The sequence below is a fragment of the Bradyrhizobium sp. genome (assembly GCF_050014615.1).
GTDB lineage: Bacteria > Pseudomonadota > Alphaproteobacteria > Rhizobiales > Xanthobacteraceae > Bradyrhizobium.
Genome location: NZ_JBEKCZ010000031.1, coordinates 1 through 22720 on the forward strand (window position 1 = coordinate 1; position 22720 = coordinate 22720).

A 22720-nucleotide genomic window follows, 5' to 3' on the forward strand; every position below is an offset into this window, starting at 1 on the left:
ATCGACCTGATGGATCTTGCGGCCCCGATGCTGCCCCACCCACAGCGTCCCTTCGGCCCAGGCGAGTCCGGAGTCACCGCCGCCGCCAGGTGCCGGGATCGTCGCGAGTACACCGCCGGTCTTCGGATCGATCTTCTGGATGCGATCCTCGGCGATCTGAAACAGGTTCTGACCGTCGAAGGCGGTTCCCGCGTGCGCGGCGACATCGATCGAGCGCAGCGTCTTCCCGCTCGCGGGATCGAGGGCGTTCAGCTTGTCTCCGGACGCAAACCAGACGTGCTGGCCGTCATAGGTGACCCCATTCACGCGCTCGATGCCCGGAAAGGGCCCATACTCGCGCAGGATTTCGGCCGCGGATCGTTTCATGCTTGGCTCCTGATCACTCGGTGGTTGCTGCCACCCTAGTCACTCGGCAGCGGACCGGGGAGTAACAAGATTGTCGGGAATCCCGCCACCGGCGGGGTCATCCAGCGCCGCGCGCGCCCGCGCCCAAACCACTGCACCTTGTCTGCGGCCGCAAGCGAATCGAGCGCGCGCTGCACGGTGCGCGGACTGGCTCCGAGCGCAATCGCCAGCGCCGAACTCGACCACGACTCGCCGTCGGCGAGGAAGGCGAGCACCGCCGCGTGCTGCTCGTCGACGGGCGGTGCCAGCACGACGACCTCGCGGGCGCGGTGCGGCACCAGCGCAAAACCTTGCTTCGTCGCACTCACGTCGGCCAGCGTCCGCAGCTCCACGCGAAGTCGCCCGATCTCGACCCGCAACCGTGCCCGATGCGATTCATCGGCGTGTTTCGCCCGGAAGGCGCGTGCGAGCAGCGTGCTCCTCGGCACGTCTGCGGGCCACGCCTCACCCAGCGCGCGCGCAAGCGCGAACAATACCGGGCGCGTCGCGAGCGAGACCACGGTGCCTGCGTTGCGTACGACGTAACGGCATGCGTCGACGACGAGCGCTTCCGACGCCAGTAGCGCTTCAACCTCCTCGAGCAGGAGCAGCCGCTCCTCGCCACGCGCAATCAGGCGGGCCGCTGGCGTGTTCAGGACCAGCGATGCGCTTTCAACCTCCGCCGTCAGCGCCGGGATATCTGCGTCGCGCGCGGCCCGCGCGGCCCGAGCGAGTGCCGCGCGCGCTGTCTTGGTCCGGAGGCGTCGCATCTCGATCCCCGCAACCACCAGCTCGTGGGCGACCCTCGACGCCGGCGGGAATGGCGCAGGGTCGAGCTCGGCGAGTGCGTGCTCGGCCTCGTCAAGGCGCCCAATCAGAAGCAGGCGCCGGATCGCAAGGTGCCGCGCCAGCGCGGCGTTTACATGGTCGCCGTGCGCTTTCAGCGTTGCCCACGCCGCGTCGAGCGCCTTTGCGGGCCAGCCGAGGTCGCGCGAGACCAGCGCGATCTCGGCCTCGGCGACGACACATCTCGCGCGGGCCACGGCCTCTCTCGGACCGAACGCGCGCGCGGCACTTCGCAACAGGGCTTTCGCTCGAACGAGATCGCCCAGCTGCGCCATCGCGATGCCGCGCAGCGCGAGCGCGGGCGGGTCGTCGCGCAAGGCAACCCGCTTCAACGCGCCGAGCGGGTCACCTGCCGCGAGCGCACGCGCGGCGGCCGTGATCAGCGAGTCCATCGGAATCCCGTCACACTTGTCACTCTCACCGTTCGAGGTCCGGTCCTATTCTAGCACACGACGATCAATCAACACGTCGCAGCGAGCAGGCCACTGTCATGGTTGACTGGACATTCCTCTCCCCAGCGTTTCTCACGGCCCTGGTCGAATGGGCTGTCGCCGTTGTGACGGTGCTGGCCGTCGGCCCGGGCCACCCGACGAAGCACACCCAGGGCCGGCGTGAAGAACGCCGCAGAGAATCATTCCACTCCAGCCCGGTCCAAGGAGGATCACCATGACCAACAGCACGATTGAACCAGCACACCCGGTAGTCGATCGGGGCACCTTCCAGGCAGAGCTGGACGCATTGCGGGTTCGAGAGAAGGCTCACACCAAAGAAGGCGACGCCATTGCAGCCGCCCGCCGACGGCTCCCCATGGTCGAGGTGGATGCTGCGATACCGCTCATTGGCGACCATGGCGCGGTACCATTGTTGGATGTGTTTGAGGGCCGCCGGATGCTCATCGCCTACTACTTCATGTGGCACACCGGCCACCCGGCGCCCGAGCAGTGCGAGGGATGCACCTGGGTTACGTCGCATGTCCGCGAGCTGTCCTATATTCATTCTCGCGACGTCACCTACGCCACGTTTTGCCAGGGCCCGTACCAAGAGAGCGCGCGGTACCGCGACTTCATGGGCTGGGAGATGCCTTGGTACTCGGCCGAGGGCTCGCTCGACACTCTCTTGATCGGACGCCGGGTCGGCATGATGCATATCGTTTGCTACCTGCGACAGGGCTCCAGGGTCTTCGAGACTTACTGGACGACGAGACGCGGCGTCGAGGCGATGGATAACAGCTACCGGTTGCTCGACTTGACCGTCTATGGGCGGCAGGAGACATGGGAGGACTCGCCGACCGCTTGGCCACAACGGTTTGAAGGCAAGCAGGTTATCCGCACCGATGGGCGTCCCACCGCCCAGTGGTCCCGCCTCGAAGCCGGACACTCCGACAATCTCGGCAGCAACCCCCGTGGTCGCACGGCGAATTGTGGCTGCGGCGCGCCGGACTGACGCGCTCCGTTTATTTGCGCGACAGCGGCAATCCAGAGCTTCGTCTCTGGGGCCATCACTTGGGCGCATTGCGCTGCGAGCCGTGCGCGCATGTCCTGCTGAGCGTTGACTTGGATGGCACGACGCCAATAACCAGTGCGTGCTGAACTGTTCCATCCAACCGAAAGCAGGATCCGATGGCACGCGTGCGCTGTATCACTGAAATGGGCATGGGCGTCGACGTTCACGGGCGCGATGCCACCAAGGCGGCGCGGCGCGCGGTCTCGGATGCGATCCGGCATTCCAGCGTCGGTTTCTTTCGGATGGTGGGCAAGACCGCCAACGACATGTTCGTCGACGTCACCATCGGCGTGCCCGACCCCGGCGCGGTCGACTGCGCTGCGGTGGCAAAGGAGCTGCCTTACGGCACCGTGACCGTGACGGCCGTCAAGGGCGGGCTTGAAATACCCGCCGAACGCGGAAGTGATGCCATCATCATTGCCAACGCCGCCGTCATCGTTAGTCTCGATGATGGCGCGCCGGACAGCGCCCATCACGACGTTGATTCCTCGGGGCTGGCTTTTGAAATTGCATCGCGCCCGGCATTCCGCGAAGCTCTGCAAGAGGGCAGGCCGGTCCTGCTTGAGCCGATCATGAAGCTCGAAGTGGTGACGCCGGAAGATTGCAGCGGGTCGGTCATCGGCGATCTGAATTCACGGCGCGGCCAGATCCAGGGTCAAGACATCCGCGGCAATGCCAACGTCATCCACGCGATGGTGCCACGCACGAATATGTTCGGTTACGTGAACAGTTTGCGCCAGATGAGCCAGGGCCGCGCAACCTTTACGATGCAGTTCGATCACTACGCCATTACGCCTTTCCCCGACGATGATCCACCGTTTCGGCCGGCGAATCAGAATGCGTAGCTAACTATTTGCGTAATCGCTCGTCTTTCAGAGCCAAGTAAAAGAAGGAACCCCGTCGTCATGAATCGAATTGCCAAACCGCTGCTGGCATCCGCTGCACTGTGCGCGGCGGCCGCCCTCTCGCCTGCTAACGCTGAGATCGATGTCATCCATCTCAAGCCCGCGATCGAGGCCTCGGTCGAGGCCGATTATCCAAAACTCGACGCGCTCTACAAGGACCTCCACGCCCATCCCGAAGTCGCCTTTGAGGAGGTGAAGACATCAGCCAAACTCGCCGCCGAGATGCGCGCGCTCGGTTTCGAGGTCACCGAGAAGGTCGGCAAGACCGGGCTGGTCGCGATCTATAAAAACGGCGACGGTCCCACCATCATGGTGCGCACCGAACTCGACGCGCTGCCAATGGAAGAAAAAACCGGCCTGGCCTATGCCAGCCATGACAAGACCGTCTGGAACGGGCAGGACACTTTTGTGGCCCATAGCTGCGGCCACGACATTCACATGGCGAGTTGGGTGGGCACCGCAAAGACGCTGCTCGGTTTGAAGGATCAATGGCATGGCACCTTGATGTTCATCGCGCAGCCCGCCGAAGAAACCTTGTCGGGCGCCAAGGCGATGCTGGCCGACGGCCTGTTCACGCGATTCAAAAAGCCCGATTTCGGTTTTGCCTTGCATGATGGCGCCTTCGCCTATGGCAGCGTCAGCTACCGCGTCGGCATCGGTTCGTCCAATTCCGACAGCCTCGAGATCACGTTCCATGGCCATGGCGGTCATGGCGCGGCGCCGCAGCGAACCATCGATCCCGTGATGATGGCGGCGCGCTTCATCGTCGACGTACAAAGCGTGATCAGCCGCGAGAAAGACCCGACCGAATTCGGCGTGGTCAGCATCGGCGCGATCCATGGCGGCACCGCCGAGAACATCATTCCCGACGAGGTGCTGCTGCGCGGAACCATCCGCACCTTCAAGCCCGAGGTGCGCGCCAAGATGCTGGCGGGGATCGAGCGCACGGCCAGAGCCGTGGCCGCGATGTCGGACGCGCCCGCGCCGGACATCAGGATCACCGAAGGCGCCAAGGCCGTGATCAACGATCCCGGCGTGGTCGAGACCGCCGCCAAGGCGTTGAAGGTCGCATTCGCCGACAAGTTCAGACCGTCGCCGCCGCTCACGCCCAGCGAAGATTTTTCCGAATTCGTCAATGCCGGGGTGCCGTCGATGTTTTTCAACATCGGCGTCTACGAGCCCGAGCGCGTCGCCGCGGCCATGAATGGAACGGGGCCTCAACTGGCCTCCAATCATTCGCCGCAGTTCGCCCCGGTGCCGAAGCCGACCATTGAGACCGGCATCGAGGCCATGACGCTGGCGGTGCTCAGCGCCTTCGATCAGCATGCAAGGGGGAAATGAGGGCAGGGGGCGGGGATAGCGTGCGCATTCGTCGTGAGAACGTGACGCTAGGCCTGCGCGTGCTGGTTAGATGGATGCGAAGCGGTCAGGGGTTCGGCGTCGTCGATGCTGAAATGGAGACGTCCGGCATCGAAGTGTAGGCTGAGGTTTCGGTGTTTCCTGAGATAATGAATACCGACGATCGCAGCGGCGAAACCTGCGGCGGCGCCGACGCCAAGCGACCAGCGCGGGCCGAAATGGTCGGCGACCCAGCCGACGATCGGGGCGCCGATCGGCGTGCAGCCGAGCGCGATCGCAAGGCGGATCGCCATCACGCGCCCGCGCATCGCGGGTTCGGTGGAGAGCTGCATCAGGCTGTTGGTCGAATTGGTGAAGGTCAGGGCCGACACGCCGATCATGACGAGGGCCATGCCGAACAGCCAGGCGTTCGGCGCGATCGCGGCCAGCGTGCAGCCGAGCCCGAAGATCGCGGTGCCGACCAGCAGCAGCGCGAAGCGGGGTTTTTCCCGTCCGGCCGCGAGCAGAGCGCCGGCGATGGTCCCGATGGCCATCACGGAAGTCAGGAGCCCGTATTGGCTCGCGCCGGCATGAAAGACCTTGACCGACATGGTCGAGATGAAGATCTGGAAGTTGAGCCCAAAGGTTCCGATCAGGAACAGCATGAGCGCAATGGCTTTCAGGTCGGGCCGTTTCCAGACGTAGCGAAATCCCTCAATGAGGCTGCCGCGCGTCCGCAAGGCCCTGGTCTGCACATGGAGTTCGCCGAGGCGCAGCAGCGCCAGCGAACAGAGCACCGCGACAAACGAAGCGCCGTTGATCAGGAACACCCAGCCCGATCCGACCGATGCGATCAGGGTGCCGGCGATCGCGGGGCCGATCATGCGCGCGGCGTTGAACGAGGTGGAATTCAGCGCCACCGCGTTCGCCAGATCGGCTTCTCCGACCAGTTCGGCGACAAAGGTGTGGCGCGCCGGCGAATCGAAGGCGGTGACGCAGCCGAGCGCGAACGCGAAGGCGTAGACATGCCACAGTTGAACCAGCCCGGTGATGGTGAGCATGCCAAGGCCGAAGGCCAGCGCGCCCATCGCCGCCTGGGTGCCGAGCAGGAGCTTGCGCCGGTCGAGATGATCGGCCGCAAAACCGGTGAGGGGCAGCTACAGCAGATGCGGCCCGAATTGCAGCGCCATCAGCACGCCCATCGAGGTGGCGTTGTTGTGGGTCAATTGGGTCAGCACCAGCCAGCCCTGGGCGATGCGCTGCATCCATGTTCCCACATTGGAAACGATGGCGCCGCAGGCCCACACCCGATAATTGAAGCCGCGCAGGGAACGGAAAGTGTGTTTCACAGATTGCCGCCGTGAAAACGTCCGAACGTGCGCGCCGCGAACACGGCCATGAGAAGAATGCCCAACCCAAAAGCCGCCACATGATCGGTCGATCGCAGATCAAACTCTCCGACGCGGCAGATCAGGAGATAGCCAATGACCAGGTTGAAGAAGCCCCACAGCACATTGATGGTCGACGAAGATAGGCCCTCGCCGGGCGGTGTCGCAAACGGGCTTTGAAATGGCCGTCCCATCACGCCGCTGACCAGGTGCGGAATGGCGTTGGTGAGAAAAGCGCCGCCGAAGAAGTAGGAGATATAGTGCAGCCATGTCATTGTCCGGCGCTCCGTTGATTGAGAAGGTCGATGATCTCTTGGGTCGTGCCGGTTTCGCCCAGCCGCGGGAAAACCTGTGCGAGGCTGTAGTCGTGAGCCTCGGGGCGTATGTCGGTCATGGCGTCGATCGCGAGGGTGACGTTGAACCCGTGCTCATACGCCTGGCGCGCGGTCGCTTCGACACCGGTCCCGGTGGCCACGCCGACGATCACCACCTGGGTGACACCAAGGGCCTTCAACCGGTCTTCGAGATCTGTGCTCGCGAAAGCTCCCCACGTCCGCTTCGTCACCAAAATGTCAGCCGGCTGCTGGTTGAGCTCGGCGATGAGATCGGTCCATCCGGCGGGAAACGGTGCGCTACTGCGCGGCGGCCGTTCCGTTCGGCCCGGCGCTCCGCCAGCAACGTTGACGAGCACAACGGGCAGGCCATGGCGGCGGAACGCGTCGGCCAGCGCGCGGGCGTTTCTCACGACATCGGCGATGGGATGCGCCGTCGGCAGCGAGACGATGCCTTGTTGCAGGTCGATCACGATGAGGGCGGTGTTCGGGTCAATGATGGTGAGGGGCACGGTGCTCGTTTTGTATGATGGGGACAGCGTTCTGTTGGTGCGCGATAGCAACGGGCGTGCGCGACATCTAGGATTCCGCCAGGCGCTTGATCAGCGCGGCGGCGGCGATCAAGGTTTGCTGTTCGGCCGGGTCGAGCCTGGCCATGGCGGCCAACAGCCATTCCCGCTTGGCGATGTTGCGCTGTCGTCGTGCCTCCACGCCCTCGGCGGTCAGTTCGAACAGGACTTGCCGGCCGTCGGTCGGATGGGGCCGGCGCTGGACCAGTCCCGCCTGTTCGAGATCGGCGAGCGTGGTGCCCATCGATTGAGGTTTGACGAATTCCGCGCGGGCGAGGTCGGCCGTCGTCATCGCGCCAGCCTTGTCGAGCCGCGCCAGGGTCGCGATCTGCGACCAGCTCAGCTCGCCCGGGTTCGCTTCCATGCGCAGCCGGCGGACCAGCTGCCCGATCGCCAGCGAAAGCTCGGCTACGGCCGGTTCCGGCGATGTCGGAGTGTCGGGATTATCGTTCATGGCCTCTTTGTAGATATAAACAGTTAAACTTGCAAGTTAAAACTGGCAAGTTTGACTGTTCAAATTTCCTTGAACGAGGATCGCTCCTGCAGGGCTACCGCGCCCTTCGTGATTTGCCCCGGCGAGGTAAAAGACCTGATCGTCCAACCGAAAAAGATCATTTCAGCGAGCATGCGAATGTCAGATCTGTCCGCCTTTGCGATCACCACGCGCTGGCCAGCGCAACATCCCGATCGTCTCCAGCTGTATTCGCTGCCGACGCCGAACGGCGTCAAGGTTTCGATCATGCTGGAGGAGATCGGGCTGCCGTATGAGCCGCACACGATCAATATCGGCAAGAATGAAACCTTCACGCCGGAGTTCCTGTCGCTCAATCCGAACGGCAAGATTCCAGCCATCATCGATCCGGACGGGCCTGGTGGCGCGCCGCTCGGCTTGTTCGAATCCGGCGCGATCCTGCAATATCTCGCCGAGAAGACCGGAAAACTTCTCCCGGCCGATGCGGCGCTGCGCTATCAGACCATCCAATGGGTGCATTTCCAGATGTCGTCGGTCGGACCGATGTTCGGTCAGCTCGGCTTCTTCCATAAATTTGCCGGCAAGGAGATCGCCGACAAGCGCCCGCTGGAACGTTACGTCGCTGAATCAAAGCGCCTGCTGGGCGTGCTGGAGCGGCACCTCAGCGGGCAGCGGTGGATGATGGGCGAGGACTACAGCATAGCCGACATCGCCTTGATCGGCTGGGTGCGCAACCTGATCGGCTTTTACGGCGCGGGCGAACTCGTCGGGTTCGACACGTTCGGGCAAGTCGCGGCCTGGCTGGAACGCGGCCTCGCGCGGCCGGCGGTGCAACGCGGGCTTGAGATTCCAAAGCGGCCGTGAGTGGGATGATGGTTCGCCGACGGGATGGGTCAGACCCAGTTCTCAACCCTGATACCCGGCATGCGGTTGAACTCGCGCATGTTGTTGGTAACGACGATCAAGCCTTCGCCGCGAGCATGGCCGCCAATCTGCATGTCGTGCGGACCGCAGGGCGTGCCAGCCCGTTCCAGTTCTGCCCGCACTTGACCGTAATGCGCAGCCGCTTTGGCCGTGAACGGCAGCACGTCGAGACGCGCCACGAAATGCTCGATGGCCGCAAGGTTATCGGTACGTTGCACCGATTTCTCCGCGCCGTAGTGTAACTCGCCGAGCGTGATGCTGGAGATGCAGAGTTGTTCGGCCAATGAATTGAACTTCTCCCGCAAGTCCTGCGGGTAATTCTTCATGATGTAGATGCAGATGTTGGTGTCGAGCATGTAGGTGAGCATCAGAACTGCTCGCGTTCCTCGGTCAGGGGCTGCTCGCGGTCGATCATGAAATCGTCGCTCGCACGCGGACCGTTCTGAAACAGATCGTCCCACCGCTTGCCTTGCGGCACGATCACCCGACTACGGCCGATTTTCAAAATGTCGACCTGATGTACATCGTCTGGGAAGGCAACCGCTTTGGGTAGTCGAACGGCTTGGCTGCGATTGCTGGTGAATACCGTGGAACTCGCCATGACACTATCTCTATGTATATCCAATTGGGATATACATAGTTCGCCAGCTACATTTTTGCAAGGAAGCATTTAGCAGAGCGAATGTTCATGGTATGTTCTTTCGACGGTGCGAACATGCCTGAGCAGCTTTTCCTTCCGGGTTTCGAGCGTGGGTTGGCAATGGATTTCCTGTTTTTTGCCCTGCTCATCGGCGCTGAAAACGCATCGCAGATTGTGCAGCTGCGCGAGCGTTTACGTGAGGAAAACGGATTGAGGGGACCGCGGATCGCGGCGAATCTTCTTCATATAACGCTGCATGGTATTGGTGCGTATGACGGTCTGCCAAAATCGGTTGTTGAACGCGCGAAGCAAGCCGGCGCAACCATATCGGCGAAGCCATTCGATGTCGTGTTTGATCGTGCAATGAGCTTTAATCGCAAACGTGATGGACGTCCGTTGGCGCTGTGCGCCGGTAATGAAGTCGCACTTCTTGCATTCCATCGGTTACTTGGCAGAGCGATGAAAAATGTTGGATTTCGCGGGATAACATCGCACTTCAAGCCGCACATGACGTTGCTCTATAGCGATCGCATGTTGATAGCGCGGTCTATAGAAGCGGTCCGGTGGACCGTGCGGGATTTCGTGCTGGTGCAAAGTTTACGCGGGCGCGGTCAAAGCGAATACATTCATCTGGCGCGGTGGCCGTTGCGGGGCTAACTTTACTCCGCAAATTCACCCGAGGATCAAGTTTTGCCCGTCACCATCTACGGCATCAAGAACTGCGACACCATGAAGAAGGCTCGCGCCTGGCTCGACAGCCACGGCGTCGCTTACGGTTTTCATGACTACAAGACCGAAGGCATCGCCAAGGACAAGCTCAAGCATTGGTGCGACGAACTCGGCTGGGAAACCCTGCTCAATCGTGCAGGCACCACGTTTCGAAAATTGCCTGATGACGAAAAGGAAGACCTGAACGAACGCAAAGCGCTCGCGCTGATGCTGGCGCAGCCCTCGATGATCAAGCGGCCGGTGCTCGATCTCGGCGGCAAATTGCTGGTTGGATTCAAGCCGGAGATTTATGCCAAGGAAGTCGCGCCTTCGGGCGGATCGCGACGGTCCAAAGCCTAGATCAGCTCGATGGTTGTCTCGTGAGGTCGGTCGCTGAATTCGATGACCTCACTGGCGGGAATACGGCCGGGCGCACGGTGGAAAAGGTCGTGGTCGATCACGGCCCGAAGCTTTTGCGTCGGCAGACTGTCATTTCCCCGCATCAGATTCCTGATTTCAAAACCGCCATCCTCGCAGAAGGTCTTCAGCGACGCGATGACGTGCGTGACGCCGTCGCCGTCCGAAAACGGCATCAGCAGCCGCTCATAGGCAACGATCCGCCCATAGCTGTCGTCGACGTTGGAGACGCTGTAGACGGGAAGCATGCGTTTCAGGCACTCGTGGTAGATCGGCATCACCAGGGGCACGAGTCTGGCCCCGAGATATTCTTCGAGATATCGGCCCTTGCCGCGATTGCCATAGACGATCGACAGCCGCGTGCCGTCGCTGTCGATAATCAAACGCGGCGGCTGCGTATTCTCGACGGTGAAGAACACCAGGTCGGGAAGTTCTTCCCCGATCCGCGAAGGCTGGTATTCCTCGATTCGCGGCAGCAATTGCGCGCGGGCATAAAGCCGCAGCCACGTGTTCAAAAGATCACGCTGCTTGATCGATTTGACAATCGTCGGGTTGGCGCTGACGAATTCCAAGGCTGTGATCCATCTGGAAACAAAACAATCAATCATCGACCGAAGGCGGAAATTTTTGATGAAACCGCGGGCCTGCGTCGAAACAGCGTTAATGACGGCTTTCCGGAGGGCCTCAATGAATCTTGCAAAAGCGGCCGGCAAGATCGGCCGATCGTGCCTTCCTGACCGCGTGCGCTATTCGACTAATGGCCGAAACGCCCCGATGCTCGCGTCCGGATATGCCCAGCTTTCCACCTTGCGTAACCCGGGTCGTTGACGGCATATTCCGCCCCGGAGGCGGCCGGTCCAAGACGAATTCCAAGGCGTCGGGGAGAACCTGCCGGTTAGAAAAATTAGCCACTCGCGATGGGGCGTCGCGGCGATGGTTAATGGGGGAAATTTGATTGGCCGATGAGTTCATTCTCGAAACCCACGGATTGACGAAGGAATTTGCGGGGTTCTTCGCCGTTCGCGACGTCGACCTGCGGGTCCGTCGCGGCAGCATTCATGCGTTGATCGGCCCGAACGGGGCCGGCAAGACGACGTGCTTCAATCTTTTGACCAAATTCCTGAAGCCGTCAGCAGGCCAGATTCTGTACAAGGGGCAGGACATTACGGCGCTGGCGCCGGCGGATGTGGCGCGCCTCGGCCTGGTGCGCTCGTTTCAGATTTCAGCGGTGTTCCCGCATCTGACCGCGCTTGAGAATGTGAGGGTCGCGCTGCAGCGTCAGCATGGACACTCCTTCGACTTCTGGCGTTCCAAAACCGTGCTCGACCGTTTCAACCACCGCGCCCACGAATTGCTTGACGATGTCGGCCTGAGCGAGTTTGCGACGACACCCGCGGTCGAAATGCCTTACGGGCGCAAACGCGCGCTCGAGATTGCGACGACGCTGGCGCTCGATCCGGAAATGATGCTGCTCGATGAGCCGATGGCCGGCATGGGACATGAAGACATCGACAAGATCGCGGCGCTGATCAAGCGTATCTCTGCGAAATACACCATCCTGATGGTCGAACACAATCTGAGCGTGGTGGCCAACCTTTCCGACATCATCACCGTGCTGACGCGCGGCCACGTGCTGGCGGAAGGCAATTATGCCGATCTGACCAAAGATGAGCGCGTCAAGGAAGCCTATCTGGGGGCTGGTCATGGTTGATTTGAAGGCGGCCGATGCCACAGCGTCAAAGTCCGCACCGGTGACCGGCACCGGCACGCCGATATTGTCGGTTCAGAATCTCGAAGCCTGGTACGGCGAGTCCCACATTCTGCACGGGATCAATTTCGAGGTGAAGGCCGGTGAAGTCGTCACCTTGCTCGGGCGCAATGGCGCCGGCAAGACCACGACGCTGAAATCGGTGATGGGGATCATCGGCAAGCGCACCGGCGCGATCCGCTTCGACGGTCAGGATATCATCCGCACCTCGTCGGACAGGATTGCGCGCATGGGCATCGCCTTCTGTCCGGAGGAGCGCGGGATTTTCGCCAGTCTCGACGTTCGCGAAAACCTGCTGCTGCCGCCGGTGGTGCGCAGCGGCGGCCTGTCGCTGGATCAGATCTTCGAACTGTTTCCGAATCTCAAGGAACGGCTGAACAGCCAGGGCACCAAATTGTCGGGCGGCGAGCAGCAGATGCTGGCGATCGGACGAATCCTGCGCACCGGCGCGCGGTTTCTGATGCTGGATGAGCCGACCGAAGGTCTCGCGCCTGTCATCATCCAGCAGATCGGGCACACCATCGCGCGCCTCAAGAAGGAAGGCTTCACCATCCTTCTGGTCGAGCAGAATTTCCGGTTCGCCGCGACCGTCGCGGACCGCTATTACATCGTCGAGCACGGCAAGATCATCGATGGCTTCGCCAACGCGGAACTGCAAGCCAATATGGACAAGTTGCACACCTATCTCGGCGTCTGAGCGGCCGGAAGGATTCACAGAGGGAACCGATATGAAAACCAGGATTGCCGCATCATTGTTGCTCGGCACCGCGCTGAGCTTCGCGGCCACAAGCGTCGCGTTCGCCCAAGACAAGCAAGACAAGACCGTCAAGATCGGCGCGCTGTCCGATCAGTCCGGCCTGTATGCCGATCTCGGCGGGCCCGGCTCGACGCTGGCGGCCCAGATGGCGGTCGAGGATTCCGGTCTGACCGCCAAGGGCTGGAAGATCGATGTGATCTCGGGCGACCACCAGAACAAACCCGACGTCGGCACCGCCCTCGCGCGGCAGTGGTTCGACGTCGACAAGGTCGACGTCATCGTCGACGTTCCGAATTCGGGCGTGGCACTTGCCGTCAACAACGTCATCAAGGAAAAGAACGGGGTCTACATCAATTCGGGGGCGGCGACCTCGGATCTGACCAACGCGCAGTGCTCTCCCAATACCGTGCACTGGACCTACGACACCTACATGCTCGCCCATAGCACCGGACAGGCGCTGGTGAAGGCCGGCGGCGATAGCTGGTTTTTCCTCACCGCGGACTACGCTTTCGGCGCTGCGCTCGAGCGCGACACCACCGCCGTGATCACGGCCAATGGCGGCAAGGTCGTCGGCGGCGTCAAGCATCCTTTGAACACCGCGGATTTTTCCTCGTTCCTGCTGCAGGCGCAGGCGTCGAAGGCCAAGGTCATCGGGCTGGCGAATGCCGGCGGCGACACCACCAACAGCATCAAGCAGGCGGCCGAATTCGGCATCGTCAAGGGTGGACAGAAGCTCGCAGCACTTCTGCTGTTCATCACCGACGTCAAGGCGATCGGTCTCGAAACCGCGCAAGGCCTGAGCTTCACCGAAACTTTCTACTGGGACATGAACGACGCGAGCCGGGCTTTCTCCAAGAAATTCGCCGCGCGGATGAAGAACGGTGCGCCCCCGACAATGGTGCAGGCCGGCGTCTATGCGGGACTGATCCACTACTTCAAGGCGCTGGAAGCGCTTGGCGGCAATCCGCATGACGGCGTCAAGGTCGTGGATAAGATGAAGTCAATTCCGACCGACGATCCCTTGTTCGGCAAGGGCGAGATTCAGCCCAACGGCCGCACCATCCATTCGGCCTATCTGTTCGAGGTCAAGAAGCCTTCGGAATCCAAGGCGCCCTGGGATTTCTACAAGCTGGTCGGCACGGTTGCGGGTGACCAGGCGTTCACGCCGCTGTCCGAGAGCAAGTGTGCGTTATTGAAGAAATAGCGGCGATCCGCCGGCCTCGCGCCGGCGGGCACCGTTCTGCGTGACAACGGGATTGAGCGCGAAAGATCGATCGATATGCAAGCTCTCTATGCACAGCTCCTGGTGGGATTGATCAACGGCTCGTTCTACGCGCTGCTCAGTCTTGGGCTCGCCGTGATCTTCGGGATGCTCAACATCATCAATTTCGCGCACGGGGCGCTGTACATGATGGGCGCGTTCTGCGCCTATTTTCTGCTCAACGTGGCCGGAATCGGATACTGGCCCGCGCTGATCGTCGCTCCGATCGTGGTCGGCATTTTCGGCATGATCCTGGAGCGGACCATGCTGCAATGGCTTTCCGGTCTCGATCATCTCTACGGATTGCTGCTGACGTTCGGGATGGCGCTGATCATACAGGGCGTGTTTCAGAACTACTTCGGTTCCTCCGGCCTGCCTTATGCGATCCCAGATGAACTCAAGGGCGGCATGAATCTCGGCTTCATGTTCCTGCCGATCTATCGCGGCTGGGTGGTGATCTTCTCGCTCATCGTGTGTCTGCTCACCTGGTACCTGATCGAACGAACCAGGCTCGGCGCCAATCTGCGTGCCGCCACCGAAAACCCGACGCTGGTGCGGGCCTTCGGCATCAACGTGCCCAGAATGATCACGCTGACCTACGGGCTTGGCGTCGGGCTTGCCGCGCTGGCCGGCGTGCTGTCGGCGCCGATCAATCAGGTGCGCCCGCTGATGGGCGCCGATCTGATCATCGTCGTGTTCGCGGTGGTGGTGATCGGCGGCATGGGCTCGATCATGGGATCGATCATTACCGGCTTCGCGCTCGGCGTGATCGAGGGGCTGACCAAATATTTTTATCCAGAGGCTTCCAACACCGTGGTGTTTGTCCTGATGGTGCTGGTGCTGCTGGTGAAACCTTCGGGACTGACGGGACGGGCGGCCTGACATGACGGCGATGACTGACGATTCAATTCCGGTGACCCCACGCGCCATCCATGACGAGATGATCGCGTTCGTCATCATGACCGCGCTGTTGCTGGTGGTGCCGTTCACCGGCCTCTACCCCTTCTTCGTGATGCAGGCGCTGTGTTTTGCGCTGCTGGCGTGTGCCTTCAACCTGCTGATCGGCTATGGCGGACTGCTGTCGTTCGGTCACGCGATGTTTCTGGGCACCGCGGGCTATGTCACCGCCCATGCATTGAAGGTCTGGGGTCTGACGCCGGAACTCGGAATTCTCGCTGGCACCTTGGGCGCCGCCGGACTTGGCGTCATTACCGGGCTGGTCGCTATCCGCCGCCAGGGCATCTATTTTGCGATGATCACGCTGGCGTTGTCACAGCTGTTGTATTTCATCTATCTGCAGACGCCGTTCACCCATGGCGAAGACGGCATCCAGGGCATTCCGCAGGGCTATCTGTTCGGGGTGTTCAATCTCGCCAAGCCCACGGTGCTTTATTACGTCATCGTCGCCGGATTCCTGTTCGGATTCCTGATCATCTTCCGCACCATCAATTCGCCGTTCGGCGAGGTGCTGAAAGCGATCCGCGAGAACGAGCCACGGGCGATCTCGCTGGGTTACAAGACCGACCAGTACAAGCTGCTCGCCTATATCCTGTCCGGGACATTGGCGGGATTTGCCGGCGCGTTGAAGGTGTTCGTCGCGCAGAACGCCTCGCTGACCGACGTGCACTGGAGCATGTCCGGCGAAATCGTGCTGATGACGCTGGTTGGCGGTCTCGGGACCGTGTTTGGCCCGGTGGTCGGCGCCTTCGTGATCATCGCAATGCAGCAATACCTGGCCGGATTCGGGCAGTGGGTGACGGTGATCCAGGGCGTGATCTTCGTGGTCTGCGTGCTGACGTTCCGCCGCGGCGTGATCGGCGAGATCGCGCATTATTTCCGGCGCTCGCTCTAAAGAAGGCCGGTCACCACGTTTGCTAGAGAACGCTCGGGACGGGGCGAAATCCGGCTCCGTTCCCGACCGTACAAAGCGGTGGATGATCCGGTCCGGATCACCGCTCGCCACGCGCTTTCCCGAGAAATGCTTTATGACAGTTGTGTGACGGGCGGCTTTGGGCCGGCCTTTTCTGCGATATGGACATCCGATGTTGCTGCGCTGGTTTCGCTTTTTTTTGCCGAAGGAGGAGCGGTTTTTCGAACTGTTCGCCCGGCACTCCCAGACGGTGGTGCAGGGGGCGCTGGCGCTGCAGGGCATGCTGCGCGGCGGCGATGAAACGCCGGTATTCTGTCAGCGCGTCAACCAGTTCGAAAATGACGCCGACAATATCACCCGCGAAGTGCTGACCGCGGTGCGCCGAACTTTCATCACGCCGTTCGACCGCGTCGATATCAAGAACCTGATCACGTCGATGGACGATGCCATCGACCAGATGCAGCAGACCGCGAAGGCGGTCATCCTGTTCGAGGTGCGAAATTTCGAACCGCCGATGCGCGAGATCGGGACGCTGTTGGTCGAATGCGCCAATCTGGTCGGCCGCGCGCTGCCGCTGATGCAGTCGATTGGCAACAATGTCGCGATGCTGACCGCGATCACCGAGGAAGTGACCAAGCTGGAGGGCCGGGTCGACGATCTCCACGACATCGGCCTCAAGGAGCTGTTCCTCAAGCATCGCGACGCCAACACGATGGATTTCATCGTCGGCGCCGAAATCTACGATCATCTGGAGAAGGTCGCCGATCGGTTCGACGACGTCGCGAACGAGATCAACAGCATTGTCATCGAACAGGTATAGGGCAGGGCCGCGCAGTGGATGCCACGCTTGGTCTTCCGGTTCTGGTCGGGTTGATTGCTGTCGCGCTGTTGTTCGACTTTCTCAACGGATTGCACGACGCCGCCAATTCGATCGCGACCATCGTCTCGACCCGGGTGCTGCGGCCGCAATATGCCGTGCTGTGGGCGGCGTTCTTCAATTTCGTCGCCTTCCTGGTGTTCGGGCTCAACGTGGCGGAGACCATCGGCACCGGGATCATCGAACCCAGCATCATCGATGTGCAGGTGATATTCGCGGCCCTGATCGGTGCCATCGTCTGGAACCTGATCACCTGGGGATTGGGGATACCGTCCTCCAGTTCGCACGCCTTGATCGGCGGATTGGTCGGGGGCGGAATGGCCAAGGCCGGACTTTCGGCCGCGGTCTGGAGCGGGCTGTCGAAAACCCTGCTCGCGATCGTGCTGTCGCCGGTGGTCGGGTTCTTGCTGGCGCTGGTACTGGTCGCGATCGTGTCCTGGGCGTCGGCGCGCTCGACACCGTTCGCGGTCGACCGTGCCTTCCGCATCCTGCAATTCGCGTCGGCCTCGCTGTATTCGCTGGGGCATGGCGGCAATGATGCGCAAAAGACCATGGGCATCATCGCCGTGCTGCTGTATTCGCAAGGCCAGCTCGGCGAGCAGTTTTTTGTGCCGTTCTGGGTGGTGCTGGCCTGCCAGGCGGCGATGGCGCTGGGTACCCTGATGGGCGGCTGGCGCATCGTCCGCACCATGGGCCTGCGGATCACCAAGCTGACGCCGATGCAGGGATTTTGCGCGGAGACCGGCGGCGCCGCGACGCTGTTCATCGCGACCTGGCTCGGGGTTCCCGTCTCGACCACGCACACCATCACCGGCGCCATCGTTGGCGTCGGCGCGGCGCGGCGGGTCTCGGCGGTGCGCTGGAACGTGGCGAGTTCGATCGTCTACGCCTGGGTGATCACCATCCCGGCCTCGGCCGGCGTGGCGGCGCTGGCCTACTGGTCGGTGCTGCTGCTGCGATAGCCGGACATCCCCTGATTGGAGTTCGCCCGCACAATTCTTATATGGGGGTGGGCCGATCCTCCTTGATCCGGCCCGGTTTCCCTGCCACAGGCTCGCTGATGTCCGACCTCGCGCTTTCAACCGAATCACCGTCCCGCTCACCGCTCGCCGCCGAGGTCGCGCGGCGGCGGACCTTTGCCATCATCTCGCACCCCGACGCCGGCAAGACCACGCTGACCGAAAAGCTGCTGCTGTTCGGCGGCGCCATCAATCTGGCCGGACAGGTCAAGGCCAAGGGCGAGCGCCGCAACACCCGTTCCGACTGGATGAAGATCGAACGCGAGCGCGGCATCTCCGTCGTGACCTCGGTCATGACGTTCGAATTCGAGGGCCAGGTCTTCAACCTCTTGGATACGCCGGGCCATGAGGATTTTTCCGAAGACACCTACCGCACGCTGACGGCGGTCGACTCCGCGGTCATGGTGATCGACGCCGCCAAGGGCATCGAGGCGCGGACCCGAAAGCTGTTCGAGGTGTGCCGTCTTCGCGACATTCCCATCATCACCTTCATCAACAAGATGGACCGCGAGAGCCGCGACACGTTCGACCTGCTCGATGAGATCGAAAAGACGCTGGCGCTCGACACCACCCCGATGACCTGGCCGGTCGGCCGCGGCCGCGATTTCCTCGGCACCTACGATATCGCCACCGGCGGCGTGCGCCTGCTCGAAGGCGGCGGCGCCAAGACCGGCGCCGCGCAGCAGATCGACATCGCCGATCTCGCCGGTCGCAACGCCAATCTCGATGTCGGCGCGATCAAGGAGGAACTTGCGCTGGTGTCGGAGGCCTGCAAGCCGTTCGAGCTCGAGGCCTTTCGCGAGGGCCATCTGACCCCGGTTTATTTCGGCAGCGCGCTGCGCAATTTCGGCGTCGGCGATCTGCTCGAAGGGCTCGGCCGTTACGCGCCGCCGCCGCGCGCGCAGGACAGCAATCTGCGCAAGGTCGAGGCGGCGGAGCCGCGTATGAGCGCCTTCATTTTCAAGATCCAGGCCAACATGGACCCGAACCATCGCGACCGCATCGCCTTTGCGCGGCTGTGTTCGGGAAAGCTGACCCGCGGCATGAAGGCGAAACTGGTGCGCACCGGCAAGAACATGTCGCTCTCCAGCCCGCAATTCTTTTTCGCGCAGGATCGCGCGCTGGCCGATGAAGCCTTTGCCGGCGACGTCGTCGGCATTCCCAATCACGGCACGCTGCGGATCGGCGACACCCTGACCGAAGGCGAGGACCTCACTTTCGTCGGCGTGCCCAGCTTCGCCCCGGAAATCGTCCGCCGGGTGCGGCTCACCGACGCCATGAAGGCCAAGAAGCTCAAGGAAGCGTTGCAGCAGATGTCGGAGGAGGGCGTGGTCCAGGTGTTTCGCCCGCGCGACGGCGCGCCGGCGCTGGTCGGCGTGGTGGGTCCGCTGCAGCTCGACGTGCTGAAGGCGCGGCTCGACGCTGAATATTCCCTGCCGGTGGAATTCGAAGTCTCGGAATTTCAGCTGGCGCGTTGGATTTCGTCCGACGACCGCAAGAAACTCGACGCCTTTGTGGCGGCCAATAGCTCCGGCGTCGCCGATGACGTCGACGGCGACCCGGTATTTCTGGCCAAGAATGAATTCTATCTCGGCTACACCCGCGAACGCGCCGAGGGTATCGTTTTTTCCAGTATCAAGGACGTGAAGAAGAAGGCGTGAGGCGGGTACACGAGACCGTCGTCCCCCGCGAAGGCGGGGGACCCGGTACGCCGCAGCTTTTCGATTCCATCACTGCGGCTCCCGGATACTGGATCGCCCGCCTTCGCGGGCGATGACGGCCACGGCTTCGTCTCGGTCGCGGCACTGTCGGGCCAGAGAATTTAGTCATGAACGCGCGGATGTGAACGCGGCCGGGCTTGATACCGGCGACCGGGCGCTGCATTTTGTGACACGGGTTGCGCTGTCTCCGAGGGCTCGTGTCATGTTGCGTCGCATCGGGTTCGGTCTCATCGTCGTCATTGCGGGATTGATCGCGGCCGGAACAGCCGGTGCGCGGCATCGGCACCAAATCAATCCGGTCCCGTTTTCACACACGCCCTGCAGCGTGCTGGATGGACGGCCGTGCACGCCGTATTTCTGCAGCGTGTTCAATCATGGCCCGTGCATTCCCGAGATCAACTATCCCTATGGCGAGAACCTGCAGCTCACGATCCAGACCGTGCCCTCGCAGGATGACGCCCCGAAATATCAAAAGCCCGACCATGATCTCGACAGCATCGGAGACCTGTTTGCGCAGTTGCGGTCGTGCTGGACGCCGCCGCAAGCGGAGTCCGCGAAAGAGGGCATGCAGATGACGGTACGCTTCAGTTTCAAGCGCTCCGGCGACCTGATCGGCCCCCCGCGCATGACGTTTGCCACGGTGGACGCACCGGTAGAAGTTCGCGACACCTATCTCAAGGCGATCAATGCCTCGATTGACGCCTGCGTGCCGCTGAAATTCACCGGCAGCCTCGGTGGTGCGCTGGCCGGGCGGCCGATCGCGATCCGCTATGTTGACAATCGCGAGCTGGACAAGAAGTCCGCGACGCCGTGAGACACGCCCGTTATTCCCTGACGGGCGCAGGAAGCCGAGGCGGCCCGTGCCACGTTGCAGTCGGGACAACAAGCAGTATAAAATCCGGAGAGCCGAAGAACTCGCTAAGGCAATGCATCGGTATGGGACGCTTGTGACGCCGCAAGCAACTCAGGCCGAAAACAACAAAACAAAGTTTTGGGAGGAAAATCTCATGAAATTCGTCATCGCGATCTGCTGCGTGTTGATGCCCGTTGTATGCGAGGCGGCGGCACCACCGCTGCCGGCGGTGGACTTTTCGACGATGAGCTGTGAGCAGTTCTGGCAGAGAACTCCGGCGTCCGATCGCGGTCCATTCCTGTTCTGGTTAAGCGGTTATTTCGGGCACAAGAAAAGCTCTGCCGTGCTGGACCCCGTGAACTTTACCGAGAGGACCAAGGCTCTGGCCGACTACTGCTCCAAGCAGCCCGGCGACAATGTTCTGTCTGCCGCCGAGAAGGCATTTTCCAATTAGGTGGACGGGACCGTCCTGCGCGTTTGGCGCATTGCGGTCCGCGCCCCTAAAGTGGTACCCGATGCCCTCAAACCCGGCCCTGCAACGGAGGACATCATGGGACTAGCGGTGATGATCCTGGGCCTGGTCGTGTTTCTCGGCGTCCATACGCTGCCCGCGCAGCGCGGGTTGCGGGCGCGCGTGATCGGGTCATTGGGCGAGGGCGGCTACAAGATCGGCTATGCGCTGCTGTCGCTGTCGGGTCTCGCGCTGATCGTCTGGGGTTTTGCCGATTATCGCGCGACCGGCTGGATCGATGTCTGGGATCCGCCGAAGGCGCTCAAGCACATTACCGTGGCGTTGATGCTGCCGGCCGTGATTCTGGTGGTGGCATCCTTTATTCGCGGCCGTATCTACACCACGCTGAAGCACCCGATGCTCGCGGGCGTCAAGCTGTGGGCGGCGGCGCATCTGCTCGCCAACGGCGACCTCGGCTCGATCATCCTGTTCGGTTCGTTTTTGGGATGGGCGGTATTCGACCGGATCTCACTCAAGCGCCGGGCCGACGCCGGGGCGCCACCGATTCCGGTCGGCGGTCCCGGCAACGATCTGATCGCGGTGGCCGTCGGGCTCGTCGCCTATCTGGCGCTGGCTTTCGCGTTTCATCCGGTCGTGATCGGCGTTCCCGTCATAGGAGGCTGAAATGTCAGTCCAGTCCGCGATCAAGCGCAAGACTGCACCGGATATCCGCGCCCGCAAGAACGCCGAGCCGATCGTGATGCTGACGTCGTATCACGCCCACACCGCCGCCCTGGTCGACCGCTATTGTGACGTTATCCTGGTCGGCGATTCCCTCGGCAATGTGATGCACGGGTTCGAGACCACGGTGCCGGTGACGCTCGAGATGATGATCCTGCAGGGCCACGCTGTCATGCGCGGCTCGCAGCAGGCGCTGGTCGTGGTCGACATGCCCTTCGGCTCCTATGAAGCCTCGAAAGAACAAGCGTTTCACGCCGCGGTGAGAATCCTGAAAGAGACCCATTGCGGCGCGGTGAAGCTCGAAGGCGGCGCGCGGATGGCCGAGACCATCGCGTTTCTCAGCGAGCGCGGCATTCCCGTGATGGGCCATATCGGCTTGACGCCGCAGTCGATCAATACGCTGGGCTCGTTTCGCGCCCAGGGCCGCGAGGAGGGCAGCTGGGAGCCGATCGAGAACGACGCCCGCGCCATCGCGCAAGCCGGCGCCTTCTCGGTCGTGGTCGAGGCGGTCGCCGAACCGCTGGCCAGGAAGATCACGGAAACCATCGCCATTCCGACCATCGGCATCGGCGCCAGCGCGGCCTGCGACGGTCAGGTGTTGGTGCTGGAAGACATGCTGGGCCTGTCACCGCGGACCCCGAAATTCGTCCGCCGCTACGGTAATCTCGGCCCGATGATCGAGGCCGCGATCGAGGGCTATGCCACCGACGTGCGCTCGCGCGCTTTCCCGGGGCCGGAACATGTTTACGGCATGAAAGCCAAAACCTGAGGAGAACTGAGGAGGGTTGTGAAGAGCTGGGATGATCGCGGCGCGGCAGGAACGGAGTAGCGGGCGGTTCCCGACCTGGGCGAGTTCCAGCCCGCCTCATCGTTAACGCTTTGACAGGGCTGGCTTTGCCTTGCCGCCGCCATATCGCTAGGGTATCGCCGCCGCCACGCGGGGATCAGGTTTGTGGCCGCGCTTTTCTTTCGGCGC

28 protein-coding genes are annotated in these 22720 nt (G+C 62.1%); 18 read left to right on the forward strand and 10 right to left on the reverse strand.

Going from position 1 to position 22720, the window contains the following annotated elements:
- Both ABR948_RS07480 and ABR948_RS07485 read right to left on the reverse strand, forming a co-directional pair.
- Positions 1 to 366: NHL repeat-containing protein (locus tag ABR948_RS07480; protein ID WP_490337837.1), on the reverse strand; the 366-nt coding region annotated here is incomplete at its 3' end.
- Between the two features lie 35 nt (positions 367 to 401).
- Positions 402 to 1622: a helix-turn-helix domain-containing protein gene (locus tag ABR948_RS07485; protein ID WP_428115273.1), complete on the reverse strand. Its 1221-nt coding sequence runs from the start codon at positions 1620 to 1622 to the stop codon at positions 402 to 404.
- A 274-nt stretch (positions 1623 to 1896) separates the two neighbouring features.
- Between ABR948_RS07485 and ABR948_RS07490 the strand changes: the two genes are divergently transcribed.
- The 3 genes from ABR948_RS07490 (at position 1897) to ABR948_RS07500 (ending at position 4979) form a co-directional block, all read left to right on the forward strand.
- Complete coding sequence (locus ABR948_RS07490; RefSeq protein WP_428115275.1) at positions 1897 to 2673, forward strand: DUF899 family protein; 777 nt, start codon at positions 1897 to 1899, stop codon at positions 2671 to 2673.
- Between the two features lie 176 nt (positions 2674 to 2849).
- Positions 2850 to 3578: a Lin0512 family protein gene (locus ABR948_RS07495; protein WP_428115278.1), complete on the forward strand. Its 729-nt coding sequence runs from the start codon at positions 2850 to 2852 to the stop codon at positions 3576 to 3578.
- Positions 3579 to 3638: 60 nt separating this feature from the next.
- A complete protein-coding gene (locus tag ABR948_RS07500; RefSeq protein ID WP_428115281.1) occupies positions 3639 to 4979 on the forward strand; it encodes an amidohydrolase in 1341 nt (446 codons plus the stop codon).
- A 47-nt stretch (positions 4980 to 5026) separates the two neighbouring features.
- On the opposite strand, the gene ABR948_RS07505 is transcribed toward ABR948_RS07500, so the two are convergent.
- The 5 genes from ABR948_RS07505 to ABR948_RS07525 form a co-directional block, all read right to left on the reverse strand.
- Positions 5027 to 6133 (reverse strand): MFS transporter, encoded by a 1107-nt coding sequence (locus ABR948_RS07505; RefSeq protein ID WP_428115369.1) that lies wholly within the window; start codon positions 6131 to 6133, stop codon positions 5027 to 5029.
- On the reverse strand, positions 6134 to 6325 hold the full coding sequence (locus ABR948_RS07510) for a hypothetical protein (RefSeq protein ID WP_428115284.1): 192 nt from the start codon (positions 6323 to 6325) through the stop codon (positions 6134 to 6136).
- Complete coding sequence (locus ABR948_RS07515; protein WP_428115287.1) at positions 6322 to 6639, reverse strand: hypothetical protein; 318 nt, start codon at positions 6637 to 6639, stop codon at positions 6322 to 6324. Before ABR948_RS07515 ends, ABR948_RS07510 begins: the two co-directional genes overlap by 4 nt.
- Complete coding sequence (locus ABR948_RS07520; RefSeq protein WP_428115290.1) at positions 6636 to 7208, reverse strand: isochorismatase family protein; 573 nt, start codon at positions 7206 to 7208, stop codon at positions 6636 to 6638. The genes ABR948_RS07515 and ABR948_RS07520 overlap by 4 nt, the downstream gene beginning before the upstream one ends.
- 67 nt (positions 7209 to 7275) lie before the next feature.
- Positions 7276 to 7719 (reverse strand): MarR family winged helix-turn-helix transcriptional regulator, encoded by a 444-nt coding sequence (locus ABR948_RS07525; protein WP_428115293.1) that lies wholly within the window; start codon positions 7717 to 7719, stop codon positions 7276 to 7278.
- Between the two features lie 177 nt (positions 7720 to 7896).
- Here ABR948_RS07525 and ABR948_RS07530 point away from each other — a divergent pair, with 177 nt between their 5' ends.
- Positions 7897 to 8601: a glutathione S-transferase family protein gene (locus ABR948_RS07530; protein ID WP_428115296.1), complete on the forward strand. Its 705-nt coding sequence runs from the start codon at positions 7897 to 7899 to the stop codon at positions 8599 to 8601.
- A 29-nt stretch (positions 8602 to 8630) separates the two neighbouring features.
- Here ABR948_RS07530 and vapC read toward each other — a convergent pair whose 3' ends face one another.
- Together vapC and vapB are read right to left on the reverse strand one after the other, a co-directional pair.
- Entirely contained in the window at positions 8631 to 9029 is a 399-nt protein-coding gene (vapC, locus tag ABR948_RS07535) for a type II toxin-antitoxin system tRNA(fMet)-specific endonuclease VapC (protein ID WP_428115299.1), read from the reverse strand.
- Positions 9029 to 9262 (reverse strand): type II toxin-antitoxin system VapB family antitoxin, encoded by a 234-nt coding sequence (gene vapB, locus ABR948_RS07540; RefSeq protein WP_428115301.1) that lies wholly within the window; start codon positions 9260 to 9262, stop codon positions 9029 to 9031. Before vapB ends, vapC begins: the two co-directional genes overlap by 1 nt.
- A 114-nt stretch (positions 9263 to 9376) precedes the next feature.
- On the opposite strand from vapB, the gene thpR reads away from it, so the two are divergent.
- Positions 9377 to 9958 carry an RNA 2',3'-cyclic phosphodiesterase gene (thpR, locus tag ABR948_RS07545; RefSeq protein WP_428115304.1) on the forward strand — a complete coding sequence of 194 codons (582 nt, stop codon included), beginning with the start codon at positions 9377 to 9379 and terminating at the stop codon, positions 9956 to 9958.
- A gap of 33 nt (positions 9959 to 9991) precedes the next feature.
- Complete coding sequence (locus ABR948_RS07550; RefSeq protein ID WP_428115307.1) at positions 9992 to 10369, forward strand: ArsC family reductase; 378 nt, start codon at positions 9992 to 9994, stop codon at positions 10367 to 10369.
- Here the strand turns inward: ABR948_RS07550 and ABR948_RS07555 are convergent.
- Positions 10366 to 10998 carry a PAS domain-containing protein gene (locus ABR948_RS07555; protein WP_428115310.1) on the reverse strand — a complete coding sequence of 211 codons (633 nt, stop codon included), beginning with the start codon at positions 10996 to 10998 and terminating at the stop codon, positions 10366 to 10368. The two genes, ABR948_RS07550 and ABR948_RS07555, sit on opposite strands and share 4 nt — an antisense overlap.
- A gap of 383 nt (positions 10999 to 11381) precedes the next feature.
- Between ABR948_RS07555 and ABR948_RS07560 the strand changes: the two genes are divergently transcribed.
- The 12 genes from ABR948_RS07560 (at position 11382) to panB (ending at position 22513) form a co-directional block, all read left to right on the forward strand.
- A complete protein-coding gene (locus tag ABR948_RS07560) occupies positions 11382 to 12137 on the forward strand; it encodes an ABC transporter ATP-binding protein (RefSeq protein ID WP_428115313.1) in 756 nt (251 codons plus the stop codon).
- A complete protein-coding gene (locus ABR948_RS07565) occupies positions 12130 to 12891 on the forward strand; it encodes an ABC transporter ATP-binding protein (protein WP_428115316.1) in 762 nt (253 codons plus the stop codon). Before ABR948_RS07560 ends, ABR948_RS07565 begins: the two co-directional genes overlap by 8 nt.
- A gap of 31 nt (positions 12892 to 12922) precedes the next feature.
- Complete coding sequence (locus tag ABR948_RS07570; protein ID WP_428115319.1) at positions 12923 to 14155, forward strand: ABC transporter substrate-binding protein; 1233 nt, start codon at positions 12923 to 12925, stop codon at positions 14153 to 14155.
- A gap of 75 nt (positions 14156 to 14230) precedes the next feature.
- Positions 14231 to 15094 carry a branched-chain amino acid ABC transporter permease gene (locus tag ABR948_RS07575; protein WP_428115321.1) on the forward strand — a complete coding sequence of 288 codons (864 nt, stop codon included), beginning with the start codon at positions 14231 to 14233 and terminating at the stop codon, positions 15092 to 15094.
- A gap of 1 nt (position 15095) precedes the next feature.
- Positions 15096 to 16064 (forward strand): branched-chain amino acid ABC transporter permease, encoded by a 969-nt coding sequence (locus tag ABR948_RS07580; RefSeq protein ID WP_428115324.1) that lies wholly within the window; start codon positions 15096 to 15098, stop codon positions 16062 to 16064.
- A gap of 193 nt (positions 16065 to 16257) precedes the next feature.
- Positions 16258 to 16902, forward strand: coding sequence for a DUF47 domain-containing protein (locus tag ABR948_RS07585; protein ID WP_428115372.1), 645 nt, complete (start codon positions 16258 to 16260; stop codon positions 16900 to 16902).
- A 14-nt stretch (positions 16903 to 16916) separates the two neighbouring features.
- Positions 16917 to 17921, forward strand: coding sequence for an inorganic phosphate transporter (locus ABR948_RS07590; RefSeq protein WP_428115327.1), 1005 nt, complete (start codon positions 16917 to 16919; stop codon positions 17919 to 17921).
- A gap of 98 nt (positions 17922 to 18019) precedes the next feature.
- Entirely contained in the window at positions 18020 to 19639 is a 1620-nt protein-coding gene (locus ABR948_RS07595; RefSeq protein WP_428115330.1) for a peptide chain release factor 3, read from the forward strand.
- 262 nt (positions 19640 to 19901) lie between these two features.
- Positions 19902 to 20513: a UCP034077 family protein gene (locus ABR948_RS07600; RefSeq protein ID WP_428115333.1), complete on the forward strand. Its 612-nt coding sequence runs from the start codon at positions 19902 to 19904 to the stop codon at positions 20511 to 20513.
- Positions 20514 to 20706: 193 nt separating this feature from the next.
- Positions 20707 to 21006: an HdeA/HdeB family chaperone gene (locus ABR948_RS07605; protein ID WP_428115336.1), complete on the forward strand. Its 300-nt coding sequence runs from the start codon at positions 20707 to 20709 to the stop codon at positions 21004 to 21006.
- A gap of 96 nt (positions 21007 to 21102) precedes the next feature.
- A complete protein-coding gene (locus tag ABR948_RS07610; RefSeq protein WP_428115338.1) occupies positions 21103 to 21687 on the forward strand; it encodes an NnrU family protein in 585 nt (194 codons plus the stop codon).
- A gap of 1 nt (position 21688) precedes the next feature.
- A complete protein-coding gene (panB, locus tag ABR948_RS07615) occupies positions 21689 to 22513 on the forward strand; it encodes a 3-methyl-2-oxobutanoate hydroxymethyltransferase (protein WP_428115341.1) in 825 nt (274 codons plus the stop codon).
- Positions 22514 to 22720 lie beyond the last annotated feature (207 nt).